This window comes from Curvibacter sp. AEP1-3 (genome assembly GCF_002163715.1).
Taxonomy (GTDB): domain Bacteria; phylum Pseudomonadota; class Gammaproteobacteria; order Burkholderiales; family Burkholderiaceae_C; genus Allorhodoferax.
This window is the reverse complement of sequence record NZ_CP015698.1, coordinates 413,954-439,252: the sequence shown is the minus strand read 5'-3', so window position 1 is coordinate 439,252 and position 25,299 is coordinate 413,954. Positions and strand designations below refer to the sequence as shown.

At 58.5% G+C, this 25,299-nt stretch carries 26 protein-coding genes; 15 read left to right on the top strand and 11 right to left on the bottom strand.

What is annotated here, in order from left to right:
* The first annotated feature begins 17 nt into the window (after positions 1-17).
* Complete coding sequence (locus AEP_RS02000; RefSeq protein ID WP_232459906.1) at positions 18-2,336, top strand: putative bifunctional diguanylate cyclase/phosphodiesterase; 2,319 nt, start codon at positions 18-20, stop codon at positions 2,334-2,336.
* Between the two features lies 1 nt (position 2,337).
* On the opposite strand, the gene AEP_RS01995 is transcribed toward AEP_RS02000, so the two are convergent.
* Positions 2,338-3,291, bottom strand: a complete 954-nt coding sequence (locus AEP_RS01995; protein ID WP_087497141.1) for a histone deacetylase family protein — start codon at positions 3,289-3,291, stop codon at positions 2,338-2,340.
* Positions 3,292-3,428: 137 nt separating this feature from the next.
* On the opposite strand from AEP_RS01995, the gene AEP_RS20815 reads away from it, so the two are divergent.
* Positions 3,429-3,590, top strand: a complete 162-nt coding sequence (locus AEP_RS20815; protein ID WP_198301883.1) for a hypothetical protein — start codon at positions 3,429-3,431, stop codon at positions 3,588-3,590.
* 251 nt (positions 3,591-3,841) lie between these two features.
* Here AEP_RS20815 and AEP_RS01990 read toward each other — a convergent pair whose 3' ends face one another.
* From AEP_RS01990 to AEP_RS01970, 5 genes are all read right to left on the bottom strand, one after another.
* Positions 3,842-4,468: a hypothetical protein gene (locus AEP_RS01990; protein ID WP_087493839.1), complete on the bottom strand. Its 627-nt coding sequence runs from the start codon at positions 4,466-4,468 to the stop codon at positions 3,842-3,844.
* A 72-nt stretch (positions 4,469-4,540) separates the two neighbouring features.
* Positions 4,541-4,918, bottom strand: coding sequence for a DUF4304 domain-containing protein (locus AEP_RS01985; RefSeq protein ID WP_157673009.1), 378 nt, complete (start codon positions 4,916-4,918; stop codon positions 4,541-4,543).
* A 442-nt stretch (positions 4,919-5,360) separates the two neighbouring features.
* Positions 5,361-5,774, bottom strand: a complete 414-nt coding sequence (locus AEP_RS01980) for a VOC family protein (RefSeq protein ID WP_087497140.1) — start codon at positions 5,772-5,774, stop codon at positions 5,361-5,363.
* A 40-nt stretch (positions 5,775-5,814) separates the two neighbouring features.
* Entirely contained in the window at positions 5,815-7,089 is a 1,275-nt protein-coding gene (locus AEP_RS01975; protein ID WP_087493837.1) for a methyltransferase, read from the bottom strand.
* 63 nt (positions 7,090-7,152) lie between these two features.
* A complete protein-coding gene (locus AEP_RS01970; protein WP_157673008.1) occupies positions 7,153-7,905 on the bottom strand; it encodes a substrate-binding periplasmic protein in 753 nt (250 codons plus the stop codon).
* 84 nt (positions 7,906-7,989) lie between these two features.
* Between AEP_RS01970 and AEP_RS01965 the strand changes: the two genes are divergently transcribed.
* The 4 genes from AEP_RS01965 to AEP_RS01950 all read left to right on the top strand — a co-directional run bounded on the left by AEP_RS01965 (position 7,990) and on the right by AEP_RS01950 (position 13,461).
* Positions 7,990-10,425: a Tex family protein gene (locus AEP_RS01965; protein ID WP_087493835.1), complete on the top strand. Its 2,436-nt coding sequence runs from the start codon at positions 7,990-7,992 to the stop codon at positions 10,423-10,425.
* 75 nt (positions 10,426-10,500) lie between these two features.
* A complete protein-coding gene (locus AEP_RS01960) occupies positions 10,501-11,307 on the top strand; it encodes an HDOD domain-containing protein (protein WP_087493834.1) in 807 nt (268 codons plus the stop codon).
* Positions 11,308-11,314: 7 nt separating this feature from the next.
* The gene (locus AEP_RS01955) at positions 11,315-12,478 is read left to right on the top strand and encodes a patatin-like phospholipase family protein (RefSeq protein ID WP_087493833.1); all 1,164 of its coding nucleotides are present in this window, start codon (positions 11,315-11,317) and stop codon (positions 12,476-12,478) included.
* Entirely contained in the window at positions 12,475-13,461 is a 987-nt protein-coding gene (locus tag AEP_RS01950; RefSeq protein WP_232459905.1) for an alpha/beta hydrolase, read from the top strand. The genes AEP_RS01955 and AEP_RS01950 overlap by 4 nt, the downstream gene beginning before the upstream one ends.
* Positions 13,462-13,490: 29 nt before the next feature.
* Here the strand turns inward: AEP_RS01950 and AEP_RS01945 are convergent, their stop codons facing one another.
* On the bottom strand, positions 13,491-14,627 hold the full coding sequence (locus tag AEP_RS01945; protein ID WP_087493832.1) for an iron-containing alcohol dehydrogenase: 1,137 nt from the start codon (positions 14,625-14,627) through the stop codon (positions 13,491-13,493).
* Between the two features lie 55 nt (positions 14,628-14,682).
* On the opposite strand from AEP_RS01945, the gene AEP_RS01940 reads away from it, so the two are divergent.
* Both AEP_RS01940 and AEP_RS01935 read left to right on the top strand, forming a co-directional pair.
* The gene (locus AEP_RS01940) at positions 14,683-15,675 is read left to right on the top strand and encodes an alpha/beta hydrolase (protein ID WP_198301882.1); all 993 of its coding nucleotides are present in this window, start codon (positions 14,683-14,685) and stop codon (positions 15,673-15,675) included.
* A 12-nt stretch (positions 15,676-15,687) separates the two neighbouring features.
* Positions 15,688-16,554 (top strand): YbgC/FadM family acyl-CoA thioesterase, encoded by an 867-nt coding sequence (locus AEP_RS01935; protein ID WP_087493830.1) that lies wholly within the window; start codon positions 15,688-15,690, stop codon positions 16,552-16,554.
* A 13-nt stretch (positions 16,555-16,567) separates the two neighbouring features.
* Here AEP_RS01935 and AEP_RS01930 read toward each other — a convergent pair whose 3' ends face one another.
* Both AEP_RS01930 and ygfZ read right to left on the bottom strand, forming a co-directional pair.
* The gene (locus AEP_RS01930) at positions 16,568-17,203 is read right to left on the bottom strand and encodes a protein phosphatase CheZ (protein WP_087493829.1); all 636 of its coding nucleotides are present in this window, start codon (positions 17,201-17,203) and stop codon (positions 16,568-16,570) included.
* 104 nt (positions 17,204-17,307) lie between these two features.
* Positions 17,308-18,237 carry a CAF17-like 4Fe-4S cluster assembly/insertion protein YgfZ gene (gene ygfZ, locus AEP_RS01925; protein WP_087493828.1) on the bottom strand — a complete coding sequence of 310 codons (930 nt, stop codon included), beginning with the start codon at positions 18,235-18,237 and terminating at the stop codon, positions 17,308-17,310.
* A gap of 10 nt (positions 18,238-18,247) precedes the next feature.
* Here ygfZ and mltG point away from each other — a divergent pair, with 10 nt between their 5' ends.
* The 6 genes from mltG to AEP_RS01895 all read left to right on the top strand — a co-directional run bounded on the left by mltG (position 18,248) and on the right by AEP_RS01895 (position 22,830).
* Complete coding sequence (gene mltG / locus AEP_RS01920; protein WP_087493827.1) at positions 18,248-19,264, top strand: endolytic transglycosylase MltG; 1,017 nt, start codon at positions 18,248-18,250, stop codon at positions 19,262-19,264.
* A gap of 10 nt (positions 19,265-19,274) precedes the next feature.
* Complete coding sequence (gene tmk, locus AEP_RS01915; protein WP_087493826.1) at positions 19,275-19,931, top strand: dTMP kinase; 657 nt, start codon at positions 19,275-19,277, stop codon at positions 19,929-19,931.
* Positions 19,928-20,953 (top strand): DNA polymerase III subunit delta', encoded by a 1,026-nt coding sequence (locus tag AEP_RS01910; protein ID WP_087493825.1) that lies wholly within the window; start codon positions 19,928-19,930, stop codon positions 20,951-20,953. Before tmk ends, AEP_RS01910 begins: the two co-directional genes overlap by 4 nt.
* Positions 20,950-21,312 (top strand): PilZ domain-containing protein, encoded by a 363-nt coding sequence (locus AEP_RS01905; RefSeq protein WP_087493824.1) that lies wholly within the window; start codon positions 20,950-20,952, stop codon positions 21,310-21,312. Before AEP_RS01910 ends, AEP_RS01905 begins: the two co-directional genes overlap by 4 nt.
* A 70-nt stretch (positions 21,313-21,382) precedes the next feature.
* A complete protein-coding gene (locus tag AEP_RS01900; RefSeq protein WP_087493823.1) occupies positions 21,383-22,174 on the top strand; it encodes a TatD family hydrolase in 792 nt (263 codons plus the stop codon).
* A complete protein-coding gene (locus AEP_RS01895) occupies positions 22,171-22,830 on the top strand; it encodes an ankyrin repeat domain-containing protein (protein WP_087493822.1) in 660 nt (219 codons plus the stop codon). Before AEP_RS01900 ends, AEP_RS01895 begins: the two co-directional genes overlap by 4 nt.
* A gap of 45 nt (positions 22,831-22,875) precedes the next feature.
* On the opposite strand, the gene AEP_RS01890 is transcribed toward AEP_RS01895, so the two are convergent.
* Entirely contained in the window at positions 22,876-23,790 is a 915-nt protein-coding gene (locus AEP_RS01890) for an adenylate/guanylate cyclase domain-containing protein (protein ID WP_087493821.1), read from the bottom strand.
* Positions 23,791-24,018: 228 nt separating this feature from the next.
* Here AEP_RS01890 and AEP_RS01885 point away from each other — a divergent pair, with 228 nt between their 5' ends.
* On the top strand, positions 24,019-24,363 hold the full coding sequence (locus AEP_RS01885; protein WP_157673007.1) for a hypothetical protein: 345 nt from the start codon (positions 24,019-24,021) through the stop codon (positions 24,361-24,363).
* A gap of 6 nt (positions 24,364-24,369) precedes the next feature.
* Here AEP_RS01885 and AEP_RS01880 read toward each other — a convergent pair whose 3' ends face one another.
* The gene (locus AEP_RS01880) at positions 24,370-25,299 is read right to left on the bottom strand and encodes an LD-carboxypeptidase (protein WP_087493819.1); all 930 of its coding nucleotides are present in this window, start codon (positions 25,297-25,299) and stop codon (positions 24,370-24,372) included.

Here is a 25,299-nt window from a genome sequence, read left to right as displayed (position 1 = left end):
TTTACGACCGGTGGGGAGTGGGAACCAAATTCGTCGCGTTCTCACTGGTACTTTTGTTGCTGATCCAGGCTGCGGTGTACGGCGTGGTGCAAGTCAACGTCGAACGCAACGTGCGTGGGCAGGTGAAGCAGGAGTTGGTGATCGGCGACAAAGTTTGGTGGCAGCTGCTCGACCAGAACGCCCAACGACTGCGCTTCGGTGCAGAGGTGGTTGCCAAGGATTTCGGTTTCCGCTCGGCACTGGGCTCCGGAGACACTGAGACCCTGAGATCCACGCTGGAAAACCATGGTGGACGGGTGAATGCAACGGTCACGGCATTTCTTGACCCGCAGTTTGCGCTGCAGGCCACCGGTTTTGAGATGGCCGCCCAGGACAAGCTGTCCCCGGTTCTGCATCGCGTGGCGATGGAACTGGGGCAGGGTGAACTGACTTACAAGATCGAGCTGATTGATTCCAAGCTCTTTCAGTTTGTGATGGTGCCGGTCAAAGCGCCACTCACCATAGGCTGGGTGCTGATGGGCTTTGGACTGGAGCAGGCTGAAGCGGATCGCATGTTTCAGCTCTCCGGGGTACACATTGCATTGCTCAGTGAAAGTCGCAAGCTGTTGCTGAGCAGTCTTCCGGCGTCTCTGCACCCCCAACTCACTGAGCTGGGCTCTTCCGCGGACCTGGTGTTGGGGCATGACACGCTGGTGGTAGAAAACAGTGCGGTGCGTGCACAGGCGAAAGGCATTCAGACCTACGTGCTTCGCTCGCTCGATGACGTCGTGGCTCCCTACCGGAAAGTGCAGTTGGCTTTGTTGCTGATCACCGCGGTTGGTCTGGCACTTTTTGCAATAGGTAGCGCCCTGCTTGCGCAGCGTGTAACTGTTCCGTTGCGCTCCTTGGCCGGAGCGGCAGAGCAACTCAGCCGCGGAGACTATTCGCATTCTTTGCCGGCCATGCGCCACCGGGACGAGGTCGGGGACTTGTCCCGCGCGTTTGACCAGATGCGCACCAGCATCCAGGGCCAGCAACATGAAATCATGCAGCTGGCTTATTGGGATCGACTGACCGGTCTGCCCAACCGCACCCAGTTTCGCGACCTCATCAAGCAATCCATTCAGGCCAGCAGCGCAGGGGGCGGCCCGGCTCATCCAGTCACCGTGATCATGCTGAACCTGGACCGCTTCAAACACGTCAATGATGTACTGGGCTATGCCTTCGGCGACCAGCTGCTCAAGGCCGTGGCAGACCGCTTGTCCACCCACATTACGCCGGATGTGGGCACCGTGGCGCGTTTGGGAGGGGACGAATTCGCGGTCATGGTGGAAGATCAGGATGCCACCCAGGCCACCCCGATTGCCCACCGCATTGCCACTGCCTTTGAGGCCCCGCTCAAGCTGGAAGACCAGACCGTCGATCTGAGTGCCGGCATCGGCCTCGCATCCTGGCCTCAGCATGCGCAGGACGTGGACATGTTGCTCAGCCGTGCCGAGATTGCCATGTACGTGGCCAAACGCAAGACGACCGGCATCCAGATTTACGACCCTGCACTGGATTCATCCAGTACCCAGACCCTGTCCTTGCTGACCGAGCTGCGCCATGCAGTGGAAGACGGTCAGTTGCGTCTCTATTTGCAGCCCAAGCTCAACCTGTCTGATAACACGGTGATTGCTGCCGAAGCACTGGTACGCTGGCAGCACCCTGTGCGTGGCTTGGTGCCGCCCATGCAGTTCATTCCGTTTGCGGAGCAGACCGGCTTTGTCCGGCAGCTCACACTGTGGATGTTTGAAGAAGTTGCCAAGGAGTTGCCGCGCTTGCGGGCTGACGGCCGCCCCCTGCGGGTAGCCATCAACCTGTCTACCCGTGACCTGCTGGACCAGGACTTCCCGGCCAAGCTGGATGCCATGATGCTCAAGCACAACGCACCGACCAACGCCTTCTGCCTGGAAATCACCGAGAGCGCCATCATGGACGACCCGCAGCGTGCGGAGGCCACCTTGAATCGTCTCTCGGAACGTGGATTCAAACTCTCGATTGACGACTTCGGCACCGGCTATTCGTCCTTGGCCTACCTCAAGCGGTTGCCGGTCAATGAACTCAAGATCGACAAATCGTTTGTGATGGGCATGGAGAACGACGAGAGCGACGCCAAGATCGTGCGCTCCACCATCGATCTGGCGCACAACCTGGGCCTGAGCGTGGTGGCTGAAGGAGTAGAAAACCAGGCCATTCTGGACAAACTCGTGGAATTGCAATGCGACGAGGCTCAGGGCTACTTCATGAGCAAGCCGATCCCGCTGCCTGATTTCATTGCCTGGCGCGCCAAACACCAGGCGTCGCAGGCTGCTTGATCTACGCGGCCTCTAGCAGGCCGGCCCAGCGATAGCGGTAGCTTGCAGCCACCCGGTAAGTGCTGAGCTGCACACCCACGGTGTCTTCCAGATTCACGCCGTAGCCGCCTCCCATGGTGATGACCGCCGGAATCCGGCGCTGCCAGCACCAGTCCAGCACACGGCGGTCGCGGGCCTCCAGACCATCGGCCGTGAGCTTCAAGCGGCCGAGCCGGTCGCCCTCGTGCGGGTCCGCACCCGCCAGAAAAAACACCATGCCGGGGGTGAAGCGGCCTTCGAGCTCCTGCAAGGCATGCTCCAGCGTGCTCAGGTACTCCGCGTCCGCGCAGCCATCGGGCAACGGAATGTCGAGGTCGCTGTCCTCCTTTCGGAAGGGGAAGTTTTTGTCACCGTGCAGTGAAAGTGTGAACACCGATTCGTCGTCCCGGAAGATGCTGGCCGTGCCGTTGCCTTGGTGTACGTCAAGGTCAATCACCGCCACTTGCAAGGGTTGCCGGCGGCTGCCATCGGGGTGGCGCCTGCGGCCCCATTCGGCTTGCAGCACGCGGGCGGCCACTGCCAGATCATTGAACACACAAAAGCCACCGCCCTTGTGGGCATAGGCGTGGTGCGTGCCGCCGGCAAGGTTGGCCGCCAAGCCCTCAATCATTGCCACACGTGCCGCAGCCACGGTAGCACCCACCGAGCGCAGGGCGCGTTCGGCCATGGCGGGGCTCCAGGGGAAGCCGATTTCGCGCAGCACGGCGGGCTCGGCGGTGCCCTGAAGAATGGAATCTATGTAGGCCGGCGTATGCACCAGCGCCAACTCGCCCTCGGTGGCAGCGGGTGCTTCTGTTAGCTGGATGGACGGCAGCTCTGCGGCGATGCGGTCCCGCAGCATGCGGTACTTGGCCATGGGGAAGCGGTGGCCCTCGGGCAAGGGCAAAACGAACTGGTCGGAGTAAAAGGCCTGCATGCGGGGATTGTGGCAAACCACGACCATCCACGGGCCTTGAGGGCTATGAGTTGGGGCCATCCATCAGGGGCTTGTAAATAGCGCCCGAAAAAATGAGAAAATACGCGTTTTCACACCAACCTCAACAGGATCGCCACATGGGCAACAAAATCTTTACCGAAGCCGACCGCAAAGCCACTCCCGCACCCAAGCCCCTGCCTGGCTACACCCTGCCTACCGCAGGTCGCGGTCAGCGCATCAGCTTGGAACGTGGTGTTGCAACTCGCAGCAAGAAGAACCCCGGCAAGCGTCACCGCTAAGCCCTGCATCCGCTGGCGACCCCGCGTCGCCGCATGCAAAACAAAAAGGCCCTCTCTTGAGGGCCTTTTGCTTTTGGGGCGATGCGCTGTTAGTTTGAGGGTCAGCATGACACCGATATTGATGCGGTTTTGTTTATCTTTTTGAATGGCTGCAACAGGCTGTAAGCAGCCGTTAACGTTGACGCTTTCCGGCACGCAGCAAGCGCCGCGAAGCGGCAACCTGCTGCTGCGTGTCTGCGACGAGCAACCTGTTATGCATAAATGCCCCGAAGCTTGGAAACCGTAGCTTGATGTTCGCTGCCAACAAGCCCGAGAGTCTGATGAAACCTGAACCCCGATTTCTTGATTTGCGCAGCGTCGAGTGCTAGACCAGCATGCTTTTTTGCATTCAGCTTGTCTTTGAGTGCGGCGCTTATGAAGCTAAAAGCCGCGTGCCATTTGAAAATGTCCAGAGGAAATATCAGATCGGCGTGCCGTTCCTGAAGAGTTGCCAAGGCTGATTGATACTCAGACTCCAACCCTTTGGCAGCGACTAGATATGGGTAATCAACGTACATCGTTGTCTTGTGTAGCGGTCTTTCCCGTTCAATCGCCAGAATACTCTTCATCGTCATTACACAGCTAGCTAGGTCTTCAAGCGCGATGTAGGCATAGGCGCGTGCGCTCAAAGCGCGGGCATCTTCGAAGTCACCCTGCTTCGTTTCAAAGTAGCGCTCAACAAGTTGTAGTCCAACGTTGGGATACGTCTTACAAATTGTCAAAGCTTGAATCACGAGATATTGGTCACTTTGCGTGCGAGAACGCGCGAGCTTAGCGAGGAAATCCTTCTCGATCTCCGCATTCCACTCTTGATTTCGAAACCAATCAGTCGCTGTCATAGCTGTGGTGCATAACGTGCGCGGTAAGCGGACCAGCCAGCGGAGCTGGCGCAGGTCCGCTTGACCAATCGGTTATGCAGATGCCGCGGTGCGAACAGCATGAAAAACCAAGCCCTTCTTTGAATCAGCCTCTGCCAGCAATGCGGCACCTTGAAGAGATGCCCGAGCATGGAACCATTCAGTTGCCGCCTCGACTACAGACGCAGGAGAGTCAACGTCCAGCCTTCTTTGCACATGACACTTGCTTTCGGTGGGCGATGCCTCCGAGCCAAGCGCGTGGAAGTAGACCCCCATGTTCAAGCAATAAGCGCCGCCGCCCCAAGGCGACTTCTGGACATTGAAAACAGCAACGCTTTCACCTTGATCCTTGCGCCACGTCGCGTTGGATTTCTTGAAGCCGGAAGCCTTCAGCAGCGGGTGAATTGACGCGATGAACGATTCAGCGTCCATTGGTTTATGCATAACTTGATTTAGACCGCAAAAGTGCGGAATAACATAGCCTGATTCTCATTGTGCGCGCATCCCTTGCAGCTGCTAAGTGATTGTTTTTGCTTGATTTTCGGCAGTATATGACTTGATATGCAATCCATTAACAAACCGTGAAACCCCGCAAGACCGCTGAATAACATGGCAGTCAGCAAGGCGGTGCATGCAGTGTCAGTCCGCTAAGCGGTTGATCTGTATGGGTATTTTTCCGCTTTGGGTGGATGGTTCACGAATAACATTCTTGCAAACCACGCAAACTCCCTCGCTAGGAGACACGTTGGCAAACCAACGGAAATGTCGGCTTCCGCTGCAAAGCAGTCGAGGCAATGCCTAGAGACCTGCAACGCCAGAATCTCAAAATGATCGGCTGACTGCTAAGAGGCGCTCATAGGGATTCATGCATTGATCAAACCGCATACACCGCCTCCCAAGACGCAAAGCCTTTCACCTCAATCGGATTCCCACTCGGGTCGCGGAAAAACATGGTGGCTTGCTCGCCGGGCTGGCCTGCAAAGCGCACTTGGGGCTCCAGCACAAAGGCCACCTTGTGCTGCCTCAGGCGGTCTGCCAGGGCATTCCAGTCGTCCATCAGCAGGATCACACCCAAGTGCGGCATGGGCACCATGTGCGCGCCGACCTTGCCGGTGTTGGTGGTGTGGAAGGGCTCGCCCAGATGGAGTGAAATCTGGTGGCTGAAGAAATCAAAGTCCACCCAGGTGTCGGTGCTGCGGCCTTCGCGGCAGCCCAGCACGGTGCCGTAGAAGGCACGGGCCTCGTTCAGATCGCGGACATGAAAAGCCAGATGAAACAGTGCGCGCATGGCATCCTCACAAAACACAGTGCGGCCAATGGTAGCCGCCTTATTGCAGGGTCGAAGGTGCCACACCCAGCCGCCACAGCGTGGTGACTTCGCGGCTGCGGGCGGGGTGCAAGGCATCCTGCGCATCCAGCGCTTTGGCGTGTTGCGGGCGGGAGTCAAAACGGCCCAGCACCACGAGGCCGGCGGCCCCGATGGCATCGGCCAGCATGGTGGCGCTGCGCAGGCCCAGGCGTTCTGCCAAGTCCGAGATGATGAGCCAGCCTTCGCCGCCCTCTAGCAGGTGGGCGGGCAACCCCGCCAGAAACGCCAGCAGCATGCGGCTGTTTTCGTCATAAACGGCGTATTCCACAGGCGCACTGGGGCGCGCGGGCAGCCAGGGCGGGTTGCAGACCACCAGGTTGGCGCGGCCTGCGGGAAACATGTCGGTCTGCTGCAGATCTATGCCAGCATTCACCCCCAAGCGGGCAAAGTTTTCCGTGGCGCAGGCCATGGCGCGAGCGTCCTGGTCGGTGGCGACGATGTGCATGTCCTGTCGCCGGGCCAGCACCGCAGACAACACGCCGGAGCCGGTGCCTATGTCAAAGGCCACAAAGGGCAGGGCGTCGCGCACGTCGCTACCCGACTGGGCGGGCAGGGGAGCGGCGGCTACCAAGTCCACATATTCACCACGCACCGGCGAGAACACGCCGTAGTGAGGGTGAATGCGGTTGTCGGGCCCGGTGCCCAAAGCGGCTATTTCGACGCCGTTTTTGCGCCACTCGCTAGCGCTGCGCATGCCCAGCAGGTCGCGCAGAGAGGCGACGCTGGCCGGCTCGTCTGCCGCAGCAGCGCCCCAGGCCTGGGTGCAAGCCAGCTTGGCATCCGGCGCGCGGCGCAGGGGGATGGCATAGTCCGCATCAAACGGCAGCAGCACCATCGCCAGAATGCGGGCGCGCTGGGCTTGGGCTTGGCGGTGCAAATGAAACACTTGTGGGTCCATCGCTGCGTCGGCAGACGTGGCTGGCTGTGCTTTGGCAGGCGCTGCACCCCGGTTTTTGCGCCGGGGTGGGGTGTCTATGCGGCGCTGCAGAGCTTGCAGGAGTTGGCGGGCGTTGTTGAAGTCGCCGCGCCACAAGAGCGCTGTGCCGCCGCAGGCCAACTGGTAGGCGGCGTCGGCCGTCATGGTGTCGTCGGCCAACACCACTTTGGCCGGGGCTGCAGCACCTCGCTCCGAGCGCCAGAGGGCGGAGCAGGGCTGGCCATGTTCGGTCCAGTGCAAAAGCGGGCGGGGGGTGGCAGAGGGCAGGGTGCCGACGCTGTGGGTAGAAGAAAGCATCGGATTGCCGTCTGAGAGGGAAGGACAGCGTTTGTAACCCAGAAACCCGGAATGCGGCTGCCTTTATGGGAAGTTGGTGTATTTTTTCAAGATTGCGTCGTAGACACCATTGGCTTGGATGGTTTTCAGACCGGTGTTGAACCGGTCACGCAAGTCGGCATCCTTGAAAACCGCTTTGCGCGGCGTGGCAGGAAACACCTGATGGATGGTGACAGGCCTGCTGACATCAATCTTGGGGTCGAGCTGGCTACTGAAATAGTGCAGGATGCGACGGTCCCCCACGATGACATCGACCCGCTCAGTGAACAGCAAGTTGGTCTGAATGATCTGCTGAGAATACTCGTTGTAGTTGGCGTGCACCCGGGCGACTGCACTGAAACGCGGGCCCAGCGTCAGGCTGGCGTTTTGAAAAGCAGCGACCGAATAGCCCGAAAGGTCCTCGATACGCCGGATGGCCAATTTGCGTGCAGTCAGGGACAAGGCGACGTTCTGGTAATTCAAATACGGCTCTGAGAAGAAGCCGTCCCCGCCTATGCCTTCATCCACGCTCAGCAACACGTCCAGTTGGCCGGCCCGTTGCAACATCAGTCCGCGTGCCGGTGGCAATTGTTGAGGCCGCATGGTCAACCCTACCGCGGCGAGTGCCTCCCTCGCTATGTCGACTTCCAGGCCGGTTGCACCGCCGTCCATCGCGTAAGGTGGCCTGTTCAAGCCCATGCCCACCGTTACGGTTTGGGATTGCGCAAACGCCATACCGGCCGCAAGAGTTGCCGCTAGGAGATAGACCCGCAAGCGCAGGATATGGTGCCACCGCATGGTGCCAGTGTAAGGCGCTTGCGTGTGGCACACTCCCGCCCTTGATCGATTTCCCCTGCCGGTGTCAGACCGGCTTTTTTCGCAATGCAGAAAATCATCGCGCAAATTGCGCAAGAAATCCGTGTACGCCCCCAGCAGGTCGAGGCCGCCGTGGCCTTGTTGGATGGCGGCGCCACCGTGCCCTTCATCGCCCGCTACCGCAAGGAAGTGACGGACGGGCTGGACGACATCCAGCTGCGCGAGCTGGAGGCCCGCCTGAGCTACCTCCGCGAGCTGCGCGACCGCAAAGAAGCGGTGGTCAAAAGCATTGAAGAACAAGGCAAGCTCACACCCGCCTTGTTGGCCGCCATCGACGCGGCTGCGACCAAGCAGGAAGTGGAAGACATCTACCTGCCTTTCAAGCCCAAGCGCCGCACCAAGGGCATGATTGCCCGCGAAGCCGGCATTGAGCCGCTTGCGGACAAGCTGTACGCCAACCCGCAGCTGGTGCCCATGGACGAGGCACAGGCCTTTGTGCTCAAGGAAAAAACCGAAGCCGGCGACGACTTCACCACCGTGCTGGCAGTGCTGGACGGCGTGCGCGACATCTTGAGCGAGCGCTGGGCGGAAGACCCAGTGCTGGTGCAAGACCTGCGCGAGTGGCTGTGGCAAGAGGGCTTGTTCCGCTCCAAGCTGATGGACGGCAAGGACGAGAACAACACCGACGTGTCCAAGTTCCGCGATTACTTTGACTACGATGAACCCATTGGCCGCGTGCCCAGCCACCGTGCGCTGGCGGTGTTCCGGGGCCGCTCGCTGGATATCCTGGATGCCAAACTGGTGTTGCCGGAACCTGTGTCAAATATGGCAGTAGCGCCCGCAGTATCTGCGCAAGCAGCTACGAATTCTGTAGCAAAACGGCCTGCAGCGGTGGTGTCTTTGGCGGAAGGCCGCCTGGCGCTCAAGCTGGGTTGGATCCATCAGGGCCGCCCCGGCGATGACTTGATCCGCAAGTGCGTGGCCTGGACCTGGAAGGTCAAGCTCAGCCTGTCCACCGAGCGCGACCTGTTTGCCCGCCTGCGGGAAGACGCCGAGAGGGTGGCCATCAAGGTGTTTGCCGACAACCTGCGCGACCTGCTGCTGGCAGCCCCTGCTGGCCCGCGTGTGGTGATGGGTCTGGACCCCGGCATCCGCACCGGTGTGAAAGTGGCGGTGGTCGATGCCACCGGCAAGCTGGTGGACACGGCCACCGTATTCCCCCACGAGCCTCGCAAGGACTGGGTAGGCTCGCTGCATACCTTGGGCAAGCTGTGCGCCAAACACAGCGTGAACCTGATTGCCATCGGCAACGGCACCGCCAGCCGCGAGACGGACAAGCTGGCTGCTGACTTGATCAAACTCTTGGCCAAGATGGCTGACCAGGCCGGTGCGCCTGAGATCAAGGTCGACAAAGTGGTGGTGAGCGAGGCGGGCGCCTCGGTGTACTCCGCCAGCGAATATGCTTCTCAAGAGATGCCCGATGTGGACGTGAGCCTGCGCGGCGCGGCCTCCATCGCCCGCCGTCTGCAAGACCCGCTGGCAGAGCTTGTGAAGATCGACCCCAAGAGCATAGGTGTGGGCCAGTACCAGCACGATGTGAACCAAAGCGAACTGGCGAAGACGCTGGACGCGGTGGTCGAAGACTGCGTGAACTCGGTGGGTGTGGACCTGAACACCGCCTCCGTGCCGCTGCTCAGCCGTGTATCTGGCCTGTCAGGCACCGTGGCCAAGGCCGTGGTGCGCTGGCGCGAGTCCAACGGCGCCTTCGGTAGCCGCCAAGACTTGATGAAGGTGACCGGTTTGGGTGCCAAAACCTTTGAGCAAAGCGCAGGCTTTTTGCGCATACGCGGCGGCAGCAACCCGCTGGACATGACGGGCGTGCACCCCGAAACCTACCCGGTGGTGGAGCAAATCATGTCCAAAACCGGCAAGCCGGTCGCCGAGATCATGGGTCGGGCCGACATGCTCAAGACGCTCAAGCCCGAGCTGTTTGCCAACGAGCAGTTTGGTGTGATCACCGTCAAAGACATCTTCACCGAGCTGGAAAAACCCGGCCGCGACCCGCGCCCGGACTTCAAGGTGGCGCGCTTCAACGACGGCGTGGAAGACATTGCCGACCTGAAGGAAGGCATGATTCTGGAGGGCACCGTGAGCAACGTGGCCCAGTTCGGCGCCTTCATCGACCTGGGCGTGCACCAGGATGGTCTGGTGCATGTAAGCCAGCTGGCGCACAAGTTTGTGAACGATGCGCGCGAGGTCGTGAAGACCGGCGACATCGTCAAAGTGCAGGTGGTGGAAGTGGATGTGGCCCGCAAGCGCATCGGCCTTACTATGAAAATAGGAGCTGCTCCCGCAGGTGCCAAGGGCGCTGGAGGCCAAAGAGCCGGTGATAACCGCTACCAGGGCCCTGCCCGTGGCGAGCGCCAGGTCGGCCGCTACCAGGACAGCGCACCGGCTGCCGGTAACGCCATGGCAGCAGCATTCGCCAAGCTCAAGCGCTGAGTCTTTGCCAGCACGCGGCGCTCTCTGCAGGCCATAATCGAGCGGTCATCGTTTGTAGTTTGCGGAAGGCACGTCATGAATCTCAGCGCGTTGCTGGAGCAGCAGTTCCACCTGCCCAGCATTCCCAAAGTGGTCGCCTTGCTGCTGAACGAACTGGAACGCCCGGAGCCAGACCTCCACAAAATCAACCGGCTGATCAGCACCGACCCGGCGCTGACCACCCGTTTGCTGCAGCTCGCGAACTCCAGCTTCTTCCAGCAATCCGGCAAGATCAGCACCGTATCGGAAGCTCTGGCCCTGCTGGACTTGAGCCATGTGCAGACCATGGCGCAGGCTGCAGCAGCGGCGGCCTCGCCCAAGGCGGTGCCCGGCATTCATTTGCCGCAGTTCTGGGACTACAGCCTGAACGTGGCCAAGCTCTCGCGCTCGCTGGCCACCTTGGTGAGGCTCAACCCACAAGCCGCCTTCACAACCGGACTGATTCACGCGGTAGGCGAACTCGCCATGCATCTCGCCATGCCCGAGGTGTGCGCCATGCTGGACAACGAAGTGCCCGCCCTCGGCCTGAACCGTGCGTTTGTAGAGCGCAGTGTGCTGGGCTACTGCTATGCCAGCGTGGGCGCCGGCTATGCCCGCATGTGGCAATTCCCCAAGCCCATGGTGGACGCCATCGAGCACCAATACGCACCGTTTGAAAACAACGTCTACGAGCCCCTGGCCGGCGTTATCCACCTGGCGGCGTGGCGGGCACGCGGCAAGGAAGCCCACTTGAACGACAAAGGCCTGGCCGTGACCTACCCCGACGCGGTGGGTGTGGCACTGGGCCTGAACATCGACATGGTGCTGCAACAAGACCCTTTTGACTGGGCAGCCCATACCTGACTGGATCATGAAAGCACTTCGAATATGTGCGGGCCCGGTGGCCCGCGCGTCTTTGGCGGCCCACGGCCTGCAACCTCAACATGTCGCCACCATTCCCGGTGCCGCCGGTGGGCCCAAGGGGCTGATTCTGGGCGCGATGGACCGTTTTTTGTTCGGGGAATGGCTGCCTCGCTCGGACCAGGCAGTGGACTTGGTCGGTGCGTCGATTGGTGCCTGGCGCATGGCAACCGCTTGCCTGGACAACCCGGTGGCTGCGTTTGAACGGCTGGAGCACGACTACATTCACCAGCATTACGAGCTGGTACCTGGCCAGAAGCGGGTGACGGCGGACCAGGTGAGCGAAACCTTCGGCCGCAGCCTGCAATCGTTTTACGGCGGGCGTATTCCCGAGGTGCTGAACCACCCGCGCTACCGGCTGCATATCGTGACTTCGCGCGGACGCCACGTGTTGCACACCGAGCACGGGCTGCGCACGCCACTGGGCTACCTCGGCGCCTTCCTGACCAATACCGTGCGGCGCAAAGCCATGGGTGCCTGGCTGGAGCGGGTGGTGTTTTCCAGTACGGTGGCAGATGAGGGTAGGGCAGCGGCCTTGCCATTTGCTACCGGTGACTACCGTACCCGCCAGGTAGCCTTGAGTGAAGGCAACTTCAACCCGGCCCTACAAGCCAGTTGCTCGATTCCCTTTGTGCTGCGGGCCATTCAGGACATTCCGGGTGCCCCCAAAGGCGCCTATTGGGACGGCGGAATCACCGACTACCACTTGCACCTGAACTACCCGGGTGCCGGCAGCATGCAAGGCGCTATCAATTCAGGAGCTGCTCGCGCACACTCCACGGGCGCCAGCGGCCAAATAGATGCCCCAAGGCTTGTGCTGTACCCGCATTTCCAGAAGAGCGTGGTGCCCGGCTGGCTGGACAAAGGCTTGAAGTGGCGGCACCGCAGCAGCCCGTTTCTGGATACCATGGTGCTGCTGGCACCCAACCCGGACTGGGTAAAAACTTTACCGAACAGCAAACTACCGGACCGCACAGACTTTACGCACTACGGCAATGATCTGGATGCACGGGTCAAGGCGTGGACTGCCGCCACCCGTGCCAGCCAGCAGATGGTGGACGAGTTCATCGCCTGGCTGGACAAGCCCGACATGAACCTGGTGCACCCCTTATGACAAACCTGCGCTTTCCGCCTCTTGCTCTCGCTACTTTGCTGGGCGTTTTTCTGCTGACCCAGGCCATGCCCGTACATGCCGGCCCCTTGTTGGACCGCATCAAACAGCAGATCATGGAGCGGCGCGAGAGCATGGGCAAGGGCGCTGCCGAGGAGTCCATGGAAGACCCGGATGGCACTGCTGTCAGCGATAGCCGACTCAAAGTGCTGCGCGATGTGGCCTACGGCAGCGACCCCAAGCAGAAGATGGACATCTACCTGCCGGAGGCCGCCTCGGGCACCGCAGCCCCCGTGATCTTCATGGTGCATGGTGGCGGCTGGCGTACGGGCGACAAGCGCCATAGCAATGTGGTGGACAACAAGGCCAACCGCTGGCTGGCCAAGGGGTTTGTGTTCATCTCCGTGAACAACCGCTTGTTGCCCGAAGCCGATCCCTTGGACCAGGTGCGCGATGTGGCTCGGGCTTTGGCCAGTGCACAGACCAAAGCGCAGGGCTGGGGTGCCGACCCCAAGCAGTTTGTACTGATGGGGCACTCCGCCGGTGCTCATCTGATTGCCTTACTGTCTTCGTCTTCCATTTACGGCCCCCAAGCGGGCGCACAGCCCTGGTTGGGCTCGGTGTTGCTCGACAGTGCGGCGCTGGACGTGGCCCCCATCATGAAAGAGCGCCACTTCAAGCTTTATGACCCGGCCTTCGGTACCGATCCGGATTTCTGGAAAGCCGCATCCCCCTACCAGCAGCTTCAGGCTTCAGCCAAGCCCATGTTGGCGGTATGTTCCACCCGGCGCGAAGATTCCTGCGCCCAAGCCAAAGCATTCAGTGCCCATGCCACCACGCTGGGCGTGCGGGTACAGGTGTCAGGGCATGACCTGAGCCACGGGGAAATCAACAAAGAACTGGGCACTGCGGGGGCCTATACGCAGGCCGTCGAGCAATTCATGGGCGGGCTCAGCCCGGTCGTGGCCGCGGCGCTGGCCCGCTGACTTGGGGGCCACGAGGGCCCCACAAGCATTTACATCGCGCTGCTGAGCATGTGCCGGTAATCGTCTGCGGTCGCAAGACGGGGATTGGTTTTGTGGCAGTGGTCCGCCAGGGCGCCGGTGATGATGCGGTCGAACAAGTCCTCGGTGATGCCCATGGCAGCCAGACCGGTGGGCAAGCCCAACCGGGCGTTCATGTCTTTCACCGCCTCACCCAAATCTGAGGCGGAAGCCACACCCATGGCGTGGGCCATGCGTTGCAGGCGCTTGTCCTTTTGCACGGATTCAGCTGCTGCATTGAAGGCGATGACTGCCGGCAAAAACATGGCATTCAGGGTGCCATGGTGCAGGCGAGGGTCCACACCGCCCAGACTGTGGCTCAAGGAGTGGACGCAACCCAGCCCTTTCTGAAAGGCCATGGCGCCTTGCATGCTGGCACTCATGAGCTGGGTGCGGGCCTCTACGTCACTACCGTTGGTGGTGGCGCGCTCAATGTGTCCCCAAGCACGCTCCAGACCATCCAGTGCAATGCCATCTGCCGGCGGGTTGAAGGCAGCCGCCATGAAGGTTTCCATGCAATGCGCGACGGCGTCCATGCCAGTGGCCGCCGTCAGACGCGGTGGCAGGCCCAAAGTGAGTTGCGGGTCGCAAATCGCGGTTTTGGGCACCAGGTGCCAGCTATGAAAGCCGAGTTTGCGATGGTCATCCACGATGATGATGGCGCCGCGCGCCACTTCACTGCCGGTGCCGCTGGTGGTGGGTACCGCGATCAAGGGAGCGACCCGCTCGGTGATGCGTGCGGAGCCGCCCTCGATGGTTGCGTAGTAGGTGAGGGGGCCTTCATGCGTGGCGGCAATGGCAACACCCTTGGCGCAATCGATCGCGGAGCCGCCGCCTACCGCAATCAGGCCATCGCAGCCCTGCGCGCGGTAGAGGGCTGCCGCCGCTCGAACCGCGGCCTCTGTGGGGTTGGAGGGGGTCTGGTCGAAAACCGCCACGGGCATGCCGCCCAGGGCATCCAATGCTTTTTGCAGAACTCCGGCCGCTTTGACACCTGCGTCGGTCACGATCAATGGGCGGGTGATGCCGGTGCGTTCGCATTCGCTGCGTAATAGCCGGATGGCGCCACACTCGAACTGAATCTGGGTCACGTAATAGATCAAAGCCATGGTGCCGCCGTGTAGGATTGAACGAATCCCCACTGTAGCGATTCTTCTGCCTGCCATGAGTCACCATTTTGACCACCACGCCAACCCGCGCACGCTGCTCACGCCGGCCACCCTGAAAGTTGTGGACAGCATCGCCCGCGCCGGCCATGTGCCCATGCACGCGATGAATGCAGCACAGGCCAAAGCGGCCTACGCGGCGGCAGCCAATGTGCTGGAACTGCCGGTGCAAAAGCTGGCCCGTGTGGAGGGCTTCACCATCCCTGCACGGGATGGCTACTCATTGCCGGCACGCCACTATGCGCCCACCCACGACACCTTGCCGGTGCTGCTGTACTTGCACGGCGGCGGCTTTACCGTTGGCAACATAGCCACCCATGATGGCTTGTGCCGCCGATTGGCCCACCTGGCGGGCTGCGCGGTGGTGTCGCTGGACTACCGGCTGGCGCCGGAGTTCAAGTTTCCCACCGCCCATGAAGACAGCTGGGATGCACTGCAATGGATTGCACACCATGGAACATCCAAGGGCTTGGACGGAGCACGAGTGGCCATCGGAGGAGACAGTGCAGGTGGCACTTTGTCTGCGGCTTGTGCCATCGAAGCGCGTGACCATGCGCTGCCTTTGGCATTGCAGCTCTTGTTCTATCCGGGCTGCGCCGGCCACCAGAACACGGCCTCCCACAAGCGATTCGCCAAGGGCTTTGTGCTGGATGAAGCAAACATTACCTATTTCTTTGAACAATACATCCGCACACCTGCCGACCGTGATGATTGGCGCTTCGCCCCCCTGGACGGCTTACGCGCGGACGGATTCGTGGCAGACCTGAGCGGAGTGGCACCGGCTTGGATCGGGCTCGCGGAGTGTGACCCGCTGGTGGACGAGGGGGTGCAATATGCAGACCGGCTACGCATGGCGGGTGTCGCTGTGGACCTGGAGATTTACCGCGGCGTCGTTCATGAGTTCATCAAAATGGGCCGTGCCATCAGCGAGGCCGCGACGGCCCATGCGGATGCGGCCCGCGCCTTGCGCGCCGCTTTTCACCTGACTTGAGGAGGCTCAGCCATGACCCTTGTGCGCAATGACTTCCGCTTCTTTCACACCCTGCGAGTGCGTTGGTCTGAAGTGGACATGCAAAAAATTGTGTTCAATGCCCACTACCTGACCTATCTGGACACTGCCATGGCGGACTATTGGCGCGCCTTGGCGGTACCTTATGAGGCTGCGATGGTGATGCTGGAGGGCGACCTCTACGTCAAAAAGGCCACAGTGGAATACCACGCCTCTGCCCACTACGACGAACTGTTGCACGTGGGCTTGCGTTGCGAGCGAATTGGCACCAGCTCCATCATCTTCAGTGGAGCGATTTTTCAGGGCGAGAGGCTGCTGATCACGGCCGAGTTGGTTTACGTGTTCGCAGACCCCGCAACCCAAACCTCGCGCTCAGTTCCCGATGCGCTACGCCGCTTGATGACGGACTATGAAGCGGGCAAGCCTTCTGTTCGTGCTCACACTGGCGCATGGGGGGCGCTGGCGGAGCAGATTGCTCCACTGCGCCACCGTGTGTTTGCAGACGAGCAGGGGATTGATGAAGCGCTCATGTGCGATGAGGCGGACGCTACCGCCATCCATGCAGTAGCTGAGAACGGACTGGGCCAGGTCGTGGCGAGCGGGCGTCTCATGGAACATGAGCCTGGCATGGGCCGTATTGGGCGCATGGCCACCGAAAAAGCATTGCGGGGCCAGGGTCTGGCCCGGCAAGTTTTGCATGCGTTGATGGCCGTCTCCAAAGACCGGGGAGACACAGGCATCGTCTTGCATGCGCAAGTAAGCGCTGTGGGCTTTTACCTCAGGGAAGGATTTGTCCGGCAAGGCCCCGAGTACATGGAAGCCGGCATTGCGCACCAGACGATGGAATTGCGGTTGGCCTGAAGCCCTGGAAAACCTAAAAACCCAGTGATGCCAGCAGGTCGTCCACGTCGTCCTGCTTGAGCGCAGTCTCTGCCGTCTGGGGGCCTTCGAGTACATGGGTGTCCACAGAGGCCGCAGCTCCAGCCTCGCCGGACTTCGGCACAGCGACTGTTTCTGGGGAGCTGTCGATCAGCAGCTGCACCAGCTGCATTTCGGTACGGGTGATGATGTCGATGACCTTTTTGATCACCTGACCAGACAAGTCCTGAAAGTCCTGCGCCATCATGATGTCGCTCAGCACCTCTGCCTGCTTGCCCGAAAACTCTGCAGTGGAATGCGCAAATTTTGCGCATGTCAGCAGCATGCCACGCGCCTTGTCCGTATTCAGGTCGGGAGCCTGAGCCAGCCGGTTCAGGGCTTCGCCCAACTCATTGCCACGGCCGGAAAGATCATCACAGGCCGGCTTGGCGACTTCTACCAGGGTCAACACTTTGTTGGCGGCGTCTTCGGTCATTTTTCCGACATAGGCCAGGCGATCGCGCGCGTTCGGTATTTCCTCCACGATGTTGTGGAGCTGGTTATTCCCCAGCACCGACAGAGCCTCGTGCATCTCACGGGTGATCGATCCCAGTCGGGCAAATGCTTCTTCTTTGGTGAGCGGTGTGGACATAAGCGAACGGATTCCCTTCGGCGCGTTGTCTTTCTTCACCTATTATGGGGGGCTAATCAAGCAACGTCATCCGTCTAGACAAAAATTCAGCGGGTGAATACCGTTCAAATGTCTTCCAACAGGGGATAAGGAAGCGGCAGCAGCTGAATTTCGCTATCGGCCGCACTCAAATGCCCTTCGGTAGCCGACAACTGAAGCGACACGATGGCCACATAACCACCCTGCGGATCAGGCGCAGCCTGGACTACGAGACCAATCGGCTGATCGGCATCACCGTTAGCGAGAATTTCTTGACCAGCCGTGAGAAGGGATGCGCTCCGGGCAACAAAAGCCCTGCGTTTTAACGTGCCGCGGAACTGGCTACGCGCCACCACCTCTTGACCCGGGTAGCAGCCTTTTTTGAAACTCACGCCCCCCACAGATTCGTAATTCAACATTTGGGGCACGAATGCCTCAAAGACCGGGTTGGACAATGTGGCGACTCCGCTCATCACCTCACCCCATTGCCACACCGGCAATTCCATTTCCGCCCCTTCGGGCGCTGCACGGCTCACCGGGCTGATCATTAGCTGCCTGTGCACTGTTGCCGCCGGGTAGAGGTTAATGACTGAATCCTGCTCAATATCCCACTTAGCCCACGCCGGATATGCGCCAGCAGCTATATTTTTTGTAGCATTTCCCGCAAGGCCCCAAAGGGCGAGTTCGTCCGACGCATCTGTGAGCTTGGCCTTGGCACGCATGACAAACATCGACAGTCGCTTCAAGGTGGTGGGCAGCAGATCCCGGCTGCAAATCAAAAGGACATCCCCATCGGGGGCTTTGAAGCCAATAAATGATGCCTGCATGCGCCCTTTGGCGGAACAAAAGGCGGCGAGACGGGCCTGGTTAAGCCCTAGAAGCGCAAAGTCTTGCGTCAATTGGCCGTGAATAAACTTGGCGGAGTCTTCGCCATGGATACGGATCACGCCCAAATGACTCAAACGCGCGACACCGTCGGGCAGGGAAGGGGAGGGCAACAGGTTCTGGCTGGTCATAGGCTGAATTATGATTCCCCGTTTCATCCAGACAGAGAGTAGGGCTGTGCGCTTTTTGATTGCGGTTGTTCTGGCAGTAGCTGCCCTGTTTGCCGCAGGATTTGCGTGGGTCCATGCACCACTGGCGCAAAGCGCTGCCAGCGTGGACCTGAATATTGAGCCAGGTAGCAGCCCCAGAGACGTGGCGCGCTTGGTCGCCGCTGCCGGAGTCAAGGTCCAGCCCGACCTGTTGTATTGGTGGTTCCGGATTTCAGGGAAGTCCCGCAGCATCCGGGCGGGCAGCTATGAGTTGCCGGAAGGCACCACGCCCATGACTCTGCTGCAAAAGGTTGTTCAAGGAGATGAAGCCTTACGTTCCGTGACCCTGGTGGAGGGCTGGACCTTCCGCCAAGCCAGACAGGCACTAGCCAAGGCCGAAGGTCTGCGACCTGACAGCAAAACCATGTCTGATGAATCAGTGATGGAAGCCTTGGACAGGAGTGGTCAACATCCCGAAGGGCGCTTTTTCCCGGACACTTACACTTACTCCAAGGGCAGTAGTGATCTGGCAGTGTTGCGGCGGGCCATGCGCTCTATGGATCAACACTTGGAAGCGGCATGGAAACTCAGGACTCCCTCGTTGGCGCTGCAGAGCCCTGACCAGGCACTGGTACTGGCGAGCATCATCGAAAAGGAAACAGGTCGCACTGCAGACCAAGGCTTGATTTCAGCCGTATTCAACAACCGCCTGCAGATCGGCATGCGCTTGCAAACAGACCCGACAGTAATTTATGGCTTGGGTGACAAGTTTGATGGCAACCTGCGTCGTACTGATTTGCAGACCGACTCGCCTTACAACACCTACACACGCAACGGCCTGCCACCCACACCAATTTCGCTTCCTGGCCGCTCGGCATTGCTGGCGGCGGTCAACCCGCAGAGCTCCAAGGCCCTCTATTTCGTGGCCCGCGGGGATGGCAGTAGCCAGTTCAGCAATACCCTGGGCGAGCACAATAGGGCAGTTGACAAATACCAAAGAGGGCGCTGAGTTGCCGGCTATGCAAGGACTATTCATCAGTTTTGAAGGTATCGATGGTGCGGGCAAGTCCACACACATTGATGCTGTTCGACAAGCTTTTTTGGATGCAGGCCGTACCGTCACATTGACCCGGGAACCGGGTGGAACGCCCTTGGCCGAACAGTTGCGCAACATGGTGTTGAACGACCCGATGGACGCCATGACTGAGGCCCTGCTGGTGTTTGCAGCGCGTCGTGACCATGTGCAAAAGGTGGTCGTTCCAGCGCTGCACAAAGGGGATGTCGTGTTGTGCGACCGTTTTTCGGACGCCAGTTTTGCATATCAAGGTGCAGGAAGAGGCTTTGACTGGCAAATGTTGGAAACCCTGGAGTATTGGGTGCAAGGTAAGCTGCCTTCGTACGGTGGCAACTCCCCGGCAGAGCTCTTGAAGCCTCAAACCACCATCTGGTTCGATTTACCCCCGGCCGTTGCTGCTGTTCGACTGGCTGGCGCCCGGGTTCCAGACAAATTTGAGTCGCAGCCGGAGGCGTTCTTTGACCAAGTCGCCAAGGGATATGCACGCCGGGCTACGTCCGACCCGGCGCGTTTTGCAAGAATTGATGCAGACCAGACGCCTTCAGAAGTCCGACGTGACGTGATGGCTGCATTATCTGAACGTGGCTACTTCTCCACATGACAGACGGCAACACTTATCCTGTGGCGCCTTGGATTCAGCGTCAGACGGATTCGCTCTTGACGCAGCGAGGTCATGCGTGGCTATTGCAGGGCCCCTCGGGACTCGGGCAATACGTTCTGGGCCTCGCTTTGGCCAGAGCATGGCTATGTGAATCCCCTGGCCCCCGTGGCGCCTGCGGTACTTGTGGAAGCTGCCATGCCATCGATGTGCGCACCCATGCAGATTTGTGTGTATTGATGCCGGAGACCACCATGCTCGAGCTGCTATGGCCGCTCAGTGAAAAAGCGCAATCCGAAATCGACGACAAGAAACGCAAACCGAGTAAAGAGATTCGTGTTGACGCCATGCGGGAAGCCGTAGAGTTTGCGCAGCGAACAAGCGCGAGGGGCAGGGGGAAAGTGGTGCTGGTGTTCCCCGCGGAAGATATGAACCACATCACTGCGAATGCCTTGCTGAAGACCTTGGAAGAGCCGGTGGGCGATGTGCGGTTTGTATTGGCCAGTGAATCTGCGCATCAGTTGTTGCCTACCATTCGTAGCCGGTGTATAGCTCACACCATGGAATGGCCATCCCCAGATGAGGCCAGCGATTGGCTGGTGGCGCAAGGCCTTTCACGGGACGTGATTCCTTTGGCACTTCAGGCTTCAGGCGGCAGGCCAGACGATGCCTTGGCTATCGCGGGTGCAGGTTCCGCGCTGGAAGCCTGGCCTCTGATACCCAAAGCCTTGATGGCAGGAGAGACGACTGTCTTCAAGGACTGGGGAGCTGCGCTTCAGATCGACGCTGCACACAAGGTGTGCCACGATTTGATGCTTCAGTTTTCCGGGGCTGAGCCCCGGTTCTTTCCAAAGACCTCATTGCAAGGCATAAAGACGGATATCAAGTTGCTAGCTCAATGGTCCAAACAGTTAGCTGGTGCAATGAAAACCATGGAACATCCCTTCAACGCAGGGTTGATGGCGGAAGCTCTTGTCTCTCAGGCGCAATCCGTCCTAAACTCTGGCGACCCAAGGAAAAAATGAGCAGCACCTCTACCCCCAGCGCCCGGCCCAGCGTTATCCAGCTCTCCATCAAGGAAAAGGCTGCACTCTACGCTGCGTACATCCCCATGTTTACCGAGGGTGGGGTTTTCATACCTACTACCCGTGACTACAACTTAGGTGACGATGTTTACGTGCTTTTGTCCTTGCCTGAAGACATGCAGCGGTACCCTGTTGCAGGGAAAGTAGCATGGATCACTCCGGCAAAGGCTGCCGGGGGAAGAACCCAGGGCGTGGGCATTCTTTTTCCCAAGGACGAAAAGTCGAGAGCGCTCAAGCTCAAGATCGAAGAGATTTTGGGTGCTCATATGGCATCTGATCGCCCAACCCAAACAGTCTAAAGATTCACTTCATCGGGACTGCCTGCGACTCCGTTCCTATGCATGCACCCGAGATCACATCGGGTACCGCATGTTTACAGACTCCCATTGCCACCTTACTTTTCCTGAGCTGGCACTCAGTTGGCCCAGTATTTCCGAAGCAATGCGGGCCGCCAAAGTGGACCGTGCTTTGTGTATTTGCACGACTCTGGAAGAGTTTGAAGCTGTTCATTCATTTGCGCTTTCCGTTCCGCACATCTGGGCTAGCGCAGGCGTACATCCTGACAACGAAGGGGTCAGGGAACCGGACCTGGAAACGCTGTTGTCTCTCGGCTCACTTCCCAAGGTAATTGCGATTGGCGAAACGGGTCTGGACTACTACCGTCTCGGCGACAGAAACATTGCTGATATGGAATGGCAGCGTGAGCGCTTCAGACTCCACATCAGAGCAGCGCGCCAATTGGGTAAACCGCTGGTTATCCACACGCGAAATGCATCTGAGGACACCCTTAGGTTGCTCAAGGAGGAGGGTGAGTGCGGAGATAGCCGGAGCGCCGGTGGCGTGTTCCATTGTTTTACTGAAGATACCTTGGTGGCCCGCCGTGCATTGGACCTGGGCTTCTACATTTCTTTCTCTGGAATTGTCACCTTCAAGTCAGCGCAGAGCATCCGGGATGTTGTTGCCATGGTTCCCCTCGATCGCCTGTTGATCGAGACGGATAGTCCCTATTTGGCTCCAGTGCCCCACCGCGGGAAGACCAACAATCCATCCTATGTGCCCTTCGTCGCACAAGAACTTGCCCGGATCAGAGACTGTTCCATTGGAGATATTGCGTCCGTTACCAGCCGGAACTTTGAGGATTTATTCAAGGTAGAGACATGAGAAATTACATTAAGTTTCTGGTTTTTACCTATGTTTTTATTGGATTTTCTATCTGTAGAGCTGGATCCTATGAAGACTTTTTTCTCGCCATAGACAAGGACAACGCGGTCGTCGTTGAATCGTTGTTGCAGCGTGGTTTTGATCCCAACACAGTCAATCCCCGTGGCTTGCCGGCACTGTTGGTTTCTATCAAGGCACCAGCGCCGAAGATTGTGAAGCTTCTCTTGGCGCATCCGGAACTCAAGGTGGAAGCTCGCAGCCCTCAGGATGAAAGCGCCCTGATGCTTGCAGCCTTTGCCGGTGATCTGGCACTCTGTGAAGCATTGGTCGTACTGGACGCTGATGTAAATAAGCCCGGATGGACTCCATTGCACTATGCAGCGACGAATGCACATATTGCCGTTATGCAGTATTTGTTGGATCAATTCGCCTATGTGGATGCGACTTCTCCCAACGGGACAACGCCGTTGATGATGGCCGCAATGTATGGGAATAGTTCCGCGGTAAAGCTTTTGCTGGAAGCCGGTGCAGATCCCGGCTTAAAGAATGACAAGGGTCTAGGGGCTTTGGAGTTTGCCCAGCAAGTAAAGAAAGAGGAATCCGCAGCCATCATTGCGGCCTTTATACGGGCACGACGACCTAAAGGTGCCTGGTAGCTAATTTATACGATGTATATTATGTTAAGTTACATCGAAAATAAATTAGCGGATTTCGAATTGGACAGTCGGAACCGTTGAGTCGGAAAATGATGCTCCAAGGGCCAACTGACCACTTCCGTGTAACACACACTCCTCGCGTCTAAGCAAAATATCACCGGGAGCATCATCCGAAAAACGAACCCATGTCCCATAGGTACTTAAGTCGACCAAAATAACTCCGCCATTTCGCCAAACCAACTTGGCATGGTTACGGGATACACGGGGATCTGAAACGACAAACTCCGCGGACTTGACTCGGCCGATCTGCACTGGCAATTCATACGATCTAAACGATGCCACGGTTTCGCCCCAACGCAGGCAAACCTCCTTGCCCAACACATCACGCTCGTTCCCGAAATCAGTGACCAATTGAGCCTGCATTGTCAAAAAGTCTGAGGGCTCTTCCTCACGCCACTCAATCTGGTACACACCGCAAGCCTCAACCCGTCCACGTATATGTATGGGCCCGAGAGAACGAGTAGACACACCACGCGCGAGCGATACTGAATCGACTACAGAATCACTGGCCCAAATCTGATTGGGGCCACAAAGATCACAAAGTCTTGCAGCCACATTGACTGCGTCACCGTAGCAATCACCTGCCAGTTCCTCGATCTCTCCCTTGGCAATGCCGATTCTGATCGGTAAACGAACATCGCTACTCTGGCGATGCTGTCCTTTGGAGTGCGCCCTCTGCGCTTCAACGACAAAGTCTATAGCTTTCGCGTTTTCGGCAAACACCACCATCACACCATCACCCAGAGTCTTGACCAACCGCCCCCCGAAAGATTGCGACAAATTCGCAATCCAGGAGGTGATAGCGGTGATGGTTTCGGTAGCACGGACGTTTCCAAGCGCACCAAAAACAGCGGTGCTCCCATGGAGATCCGTAAATACAACAGTGGATTGAACGCCCATCAACTCTTTCCGAAACTTTGACTATCAGGCCGCAGTTTATTGCATAGACATGGCCTGAATGATGCTTAAGTGTTTGCCGTCACGTAATGTTCATGACCTTTGGCTATCCTCAACAAACAGACGCTAAGGCGACTTGAATGTTGCAAAGTGATAACAGGCTCAGGCGTAACCCTATTGCGCACGAGAGCGACTTTCTCTATCGTCTGGCGAAACTAAAAAGCAGGAAATATGCGTTGGACATCATCTAGTTTCATGAATGGAATACAGACCCTGTTCAGGGGCAACTCTTCTGAAAGAGGCGGAGCCTCTCCAAGTTCAATCCAAGAAATACGCGAAGCAATGTTGCGCGCCATGGGCAGCTCAGCATCCACCCAATTTCCAGTCATCCAGCTCCGGGTGACTTATGCGGACGATATCCAAGACCTCTGGTACTTGCGAGGAGATGTACTCGCAGCCATTGCGAGTTTCGACGGCGAAGCGTTGGCTCGGGAAAAATTAGCCGCTATCAGTGAACTTTTTGTAGGTCTGGTACCGAGTACGTTGACCGCCAAGTCTGGGATGTTAAAACGCTAACCAAATCTAGTGCCCCCAGAAAAGCATTGCATCTCTGCCCGACACAGCAAGGTCGGATTTCTTCCCAAATGGAATCAACACTTTCGTTTGGACATGCCCATACGGCAAGTTGGTCAGTATTGGAACGTTGACTCGAGATCTAAGCCACTCGATCACCGTCGAAAACTTGAATCCCTTGTCATGGGCCCCCAACTTATAACCGGTGAACTGTCCTAAAAGTATGGCTCTTTGACGACTCAAGACACCCGAATACAAAAGTTGCGTCAACATGCGCTCTATGCGATACGGATGCTCGGCAATATCTTCGAGGAACAAAATTCCTCCGTCAATGCTTGGTAAGAATTCTGTACCAATCAAGGTGGAAAGCACGCAAAGGTTCCCGCCCCAAACGACTGAATCACTTGCAAGCTGGACATCTTCAGGTGGACAAAATCCAGATCTATCCTGACGCCAACCTGCGCCCTCCCCCTGCCCCAACATCAAGTCATTGAAGCAGTCTTCCATGATGTCGTCCGGCTGTGAGTCCTGTGTAACAGGCACCCCAAAGCCTTCACAAAGTGCGGGACCGGCCCAAGTGATACGTCCTGTCTTTGCAAAAACGGCTGCTTGGAATGCTGTGAAATCACTGATGCCAACAAAAGATGTGCCGAGATCGATCGCCTTTGCTACATCCGCATAGTTAATCTGCCCAAGTATCCGGGTGATTCCATACCCTCCCCTGCTAATCAGGGCAATGTCTGCCCGACTTTCACACGCCCGCGAAATAGCCCTCAAGCGTAATTCATCATCGCCAGCGAATCGCATATGACTCGATAAAGCGTCCGAATCCACTTCGACTTCATAGCCCAGGGCTTGGAGTCGCCGGACGCCTCGCTTGAATGCAGCTTTGTCCCGAACTGCGCCCGATGGAGAGTAGATATAAACAGATTTCTTCAC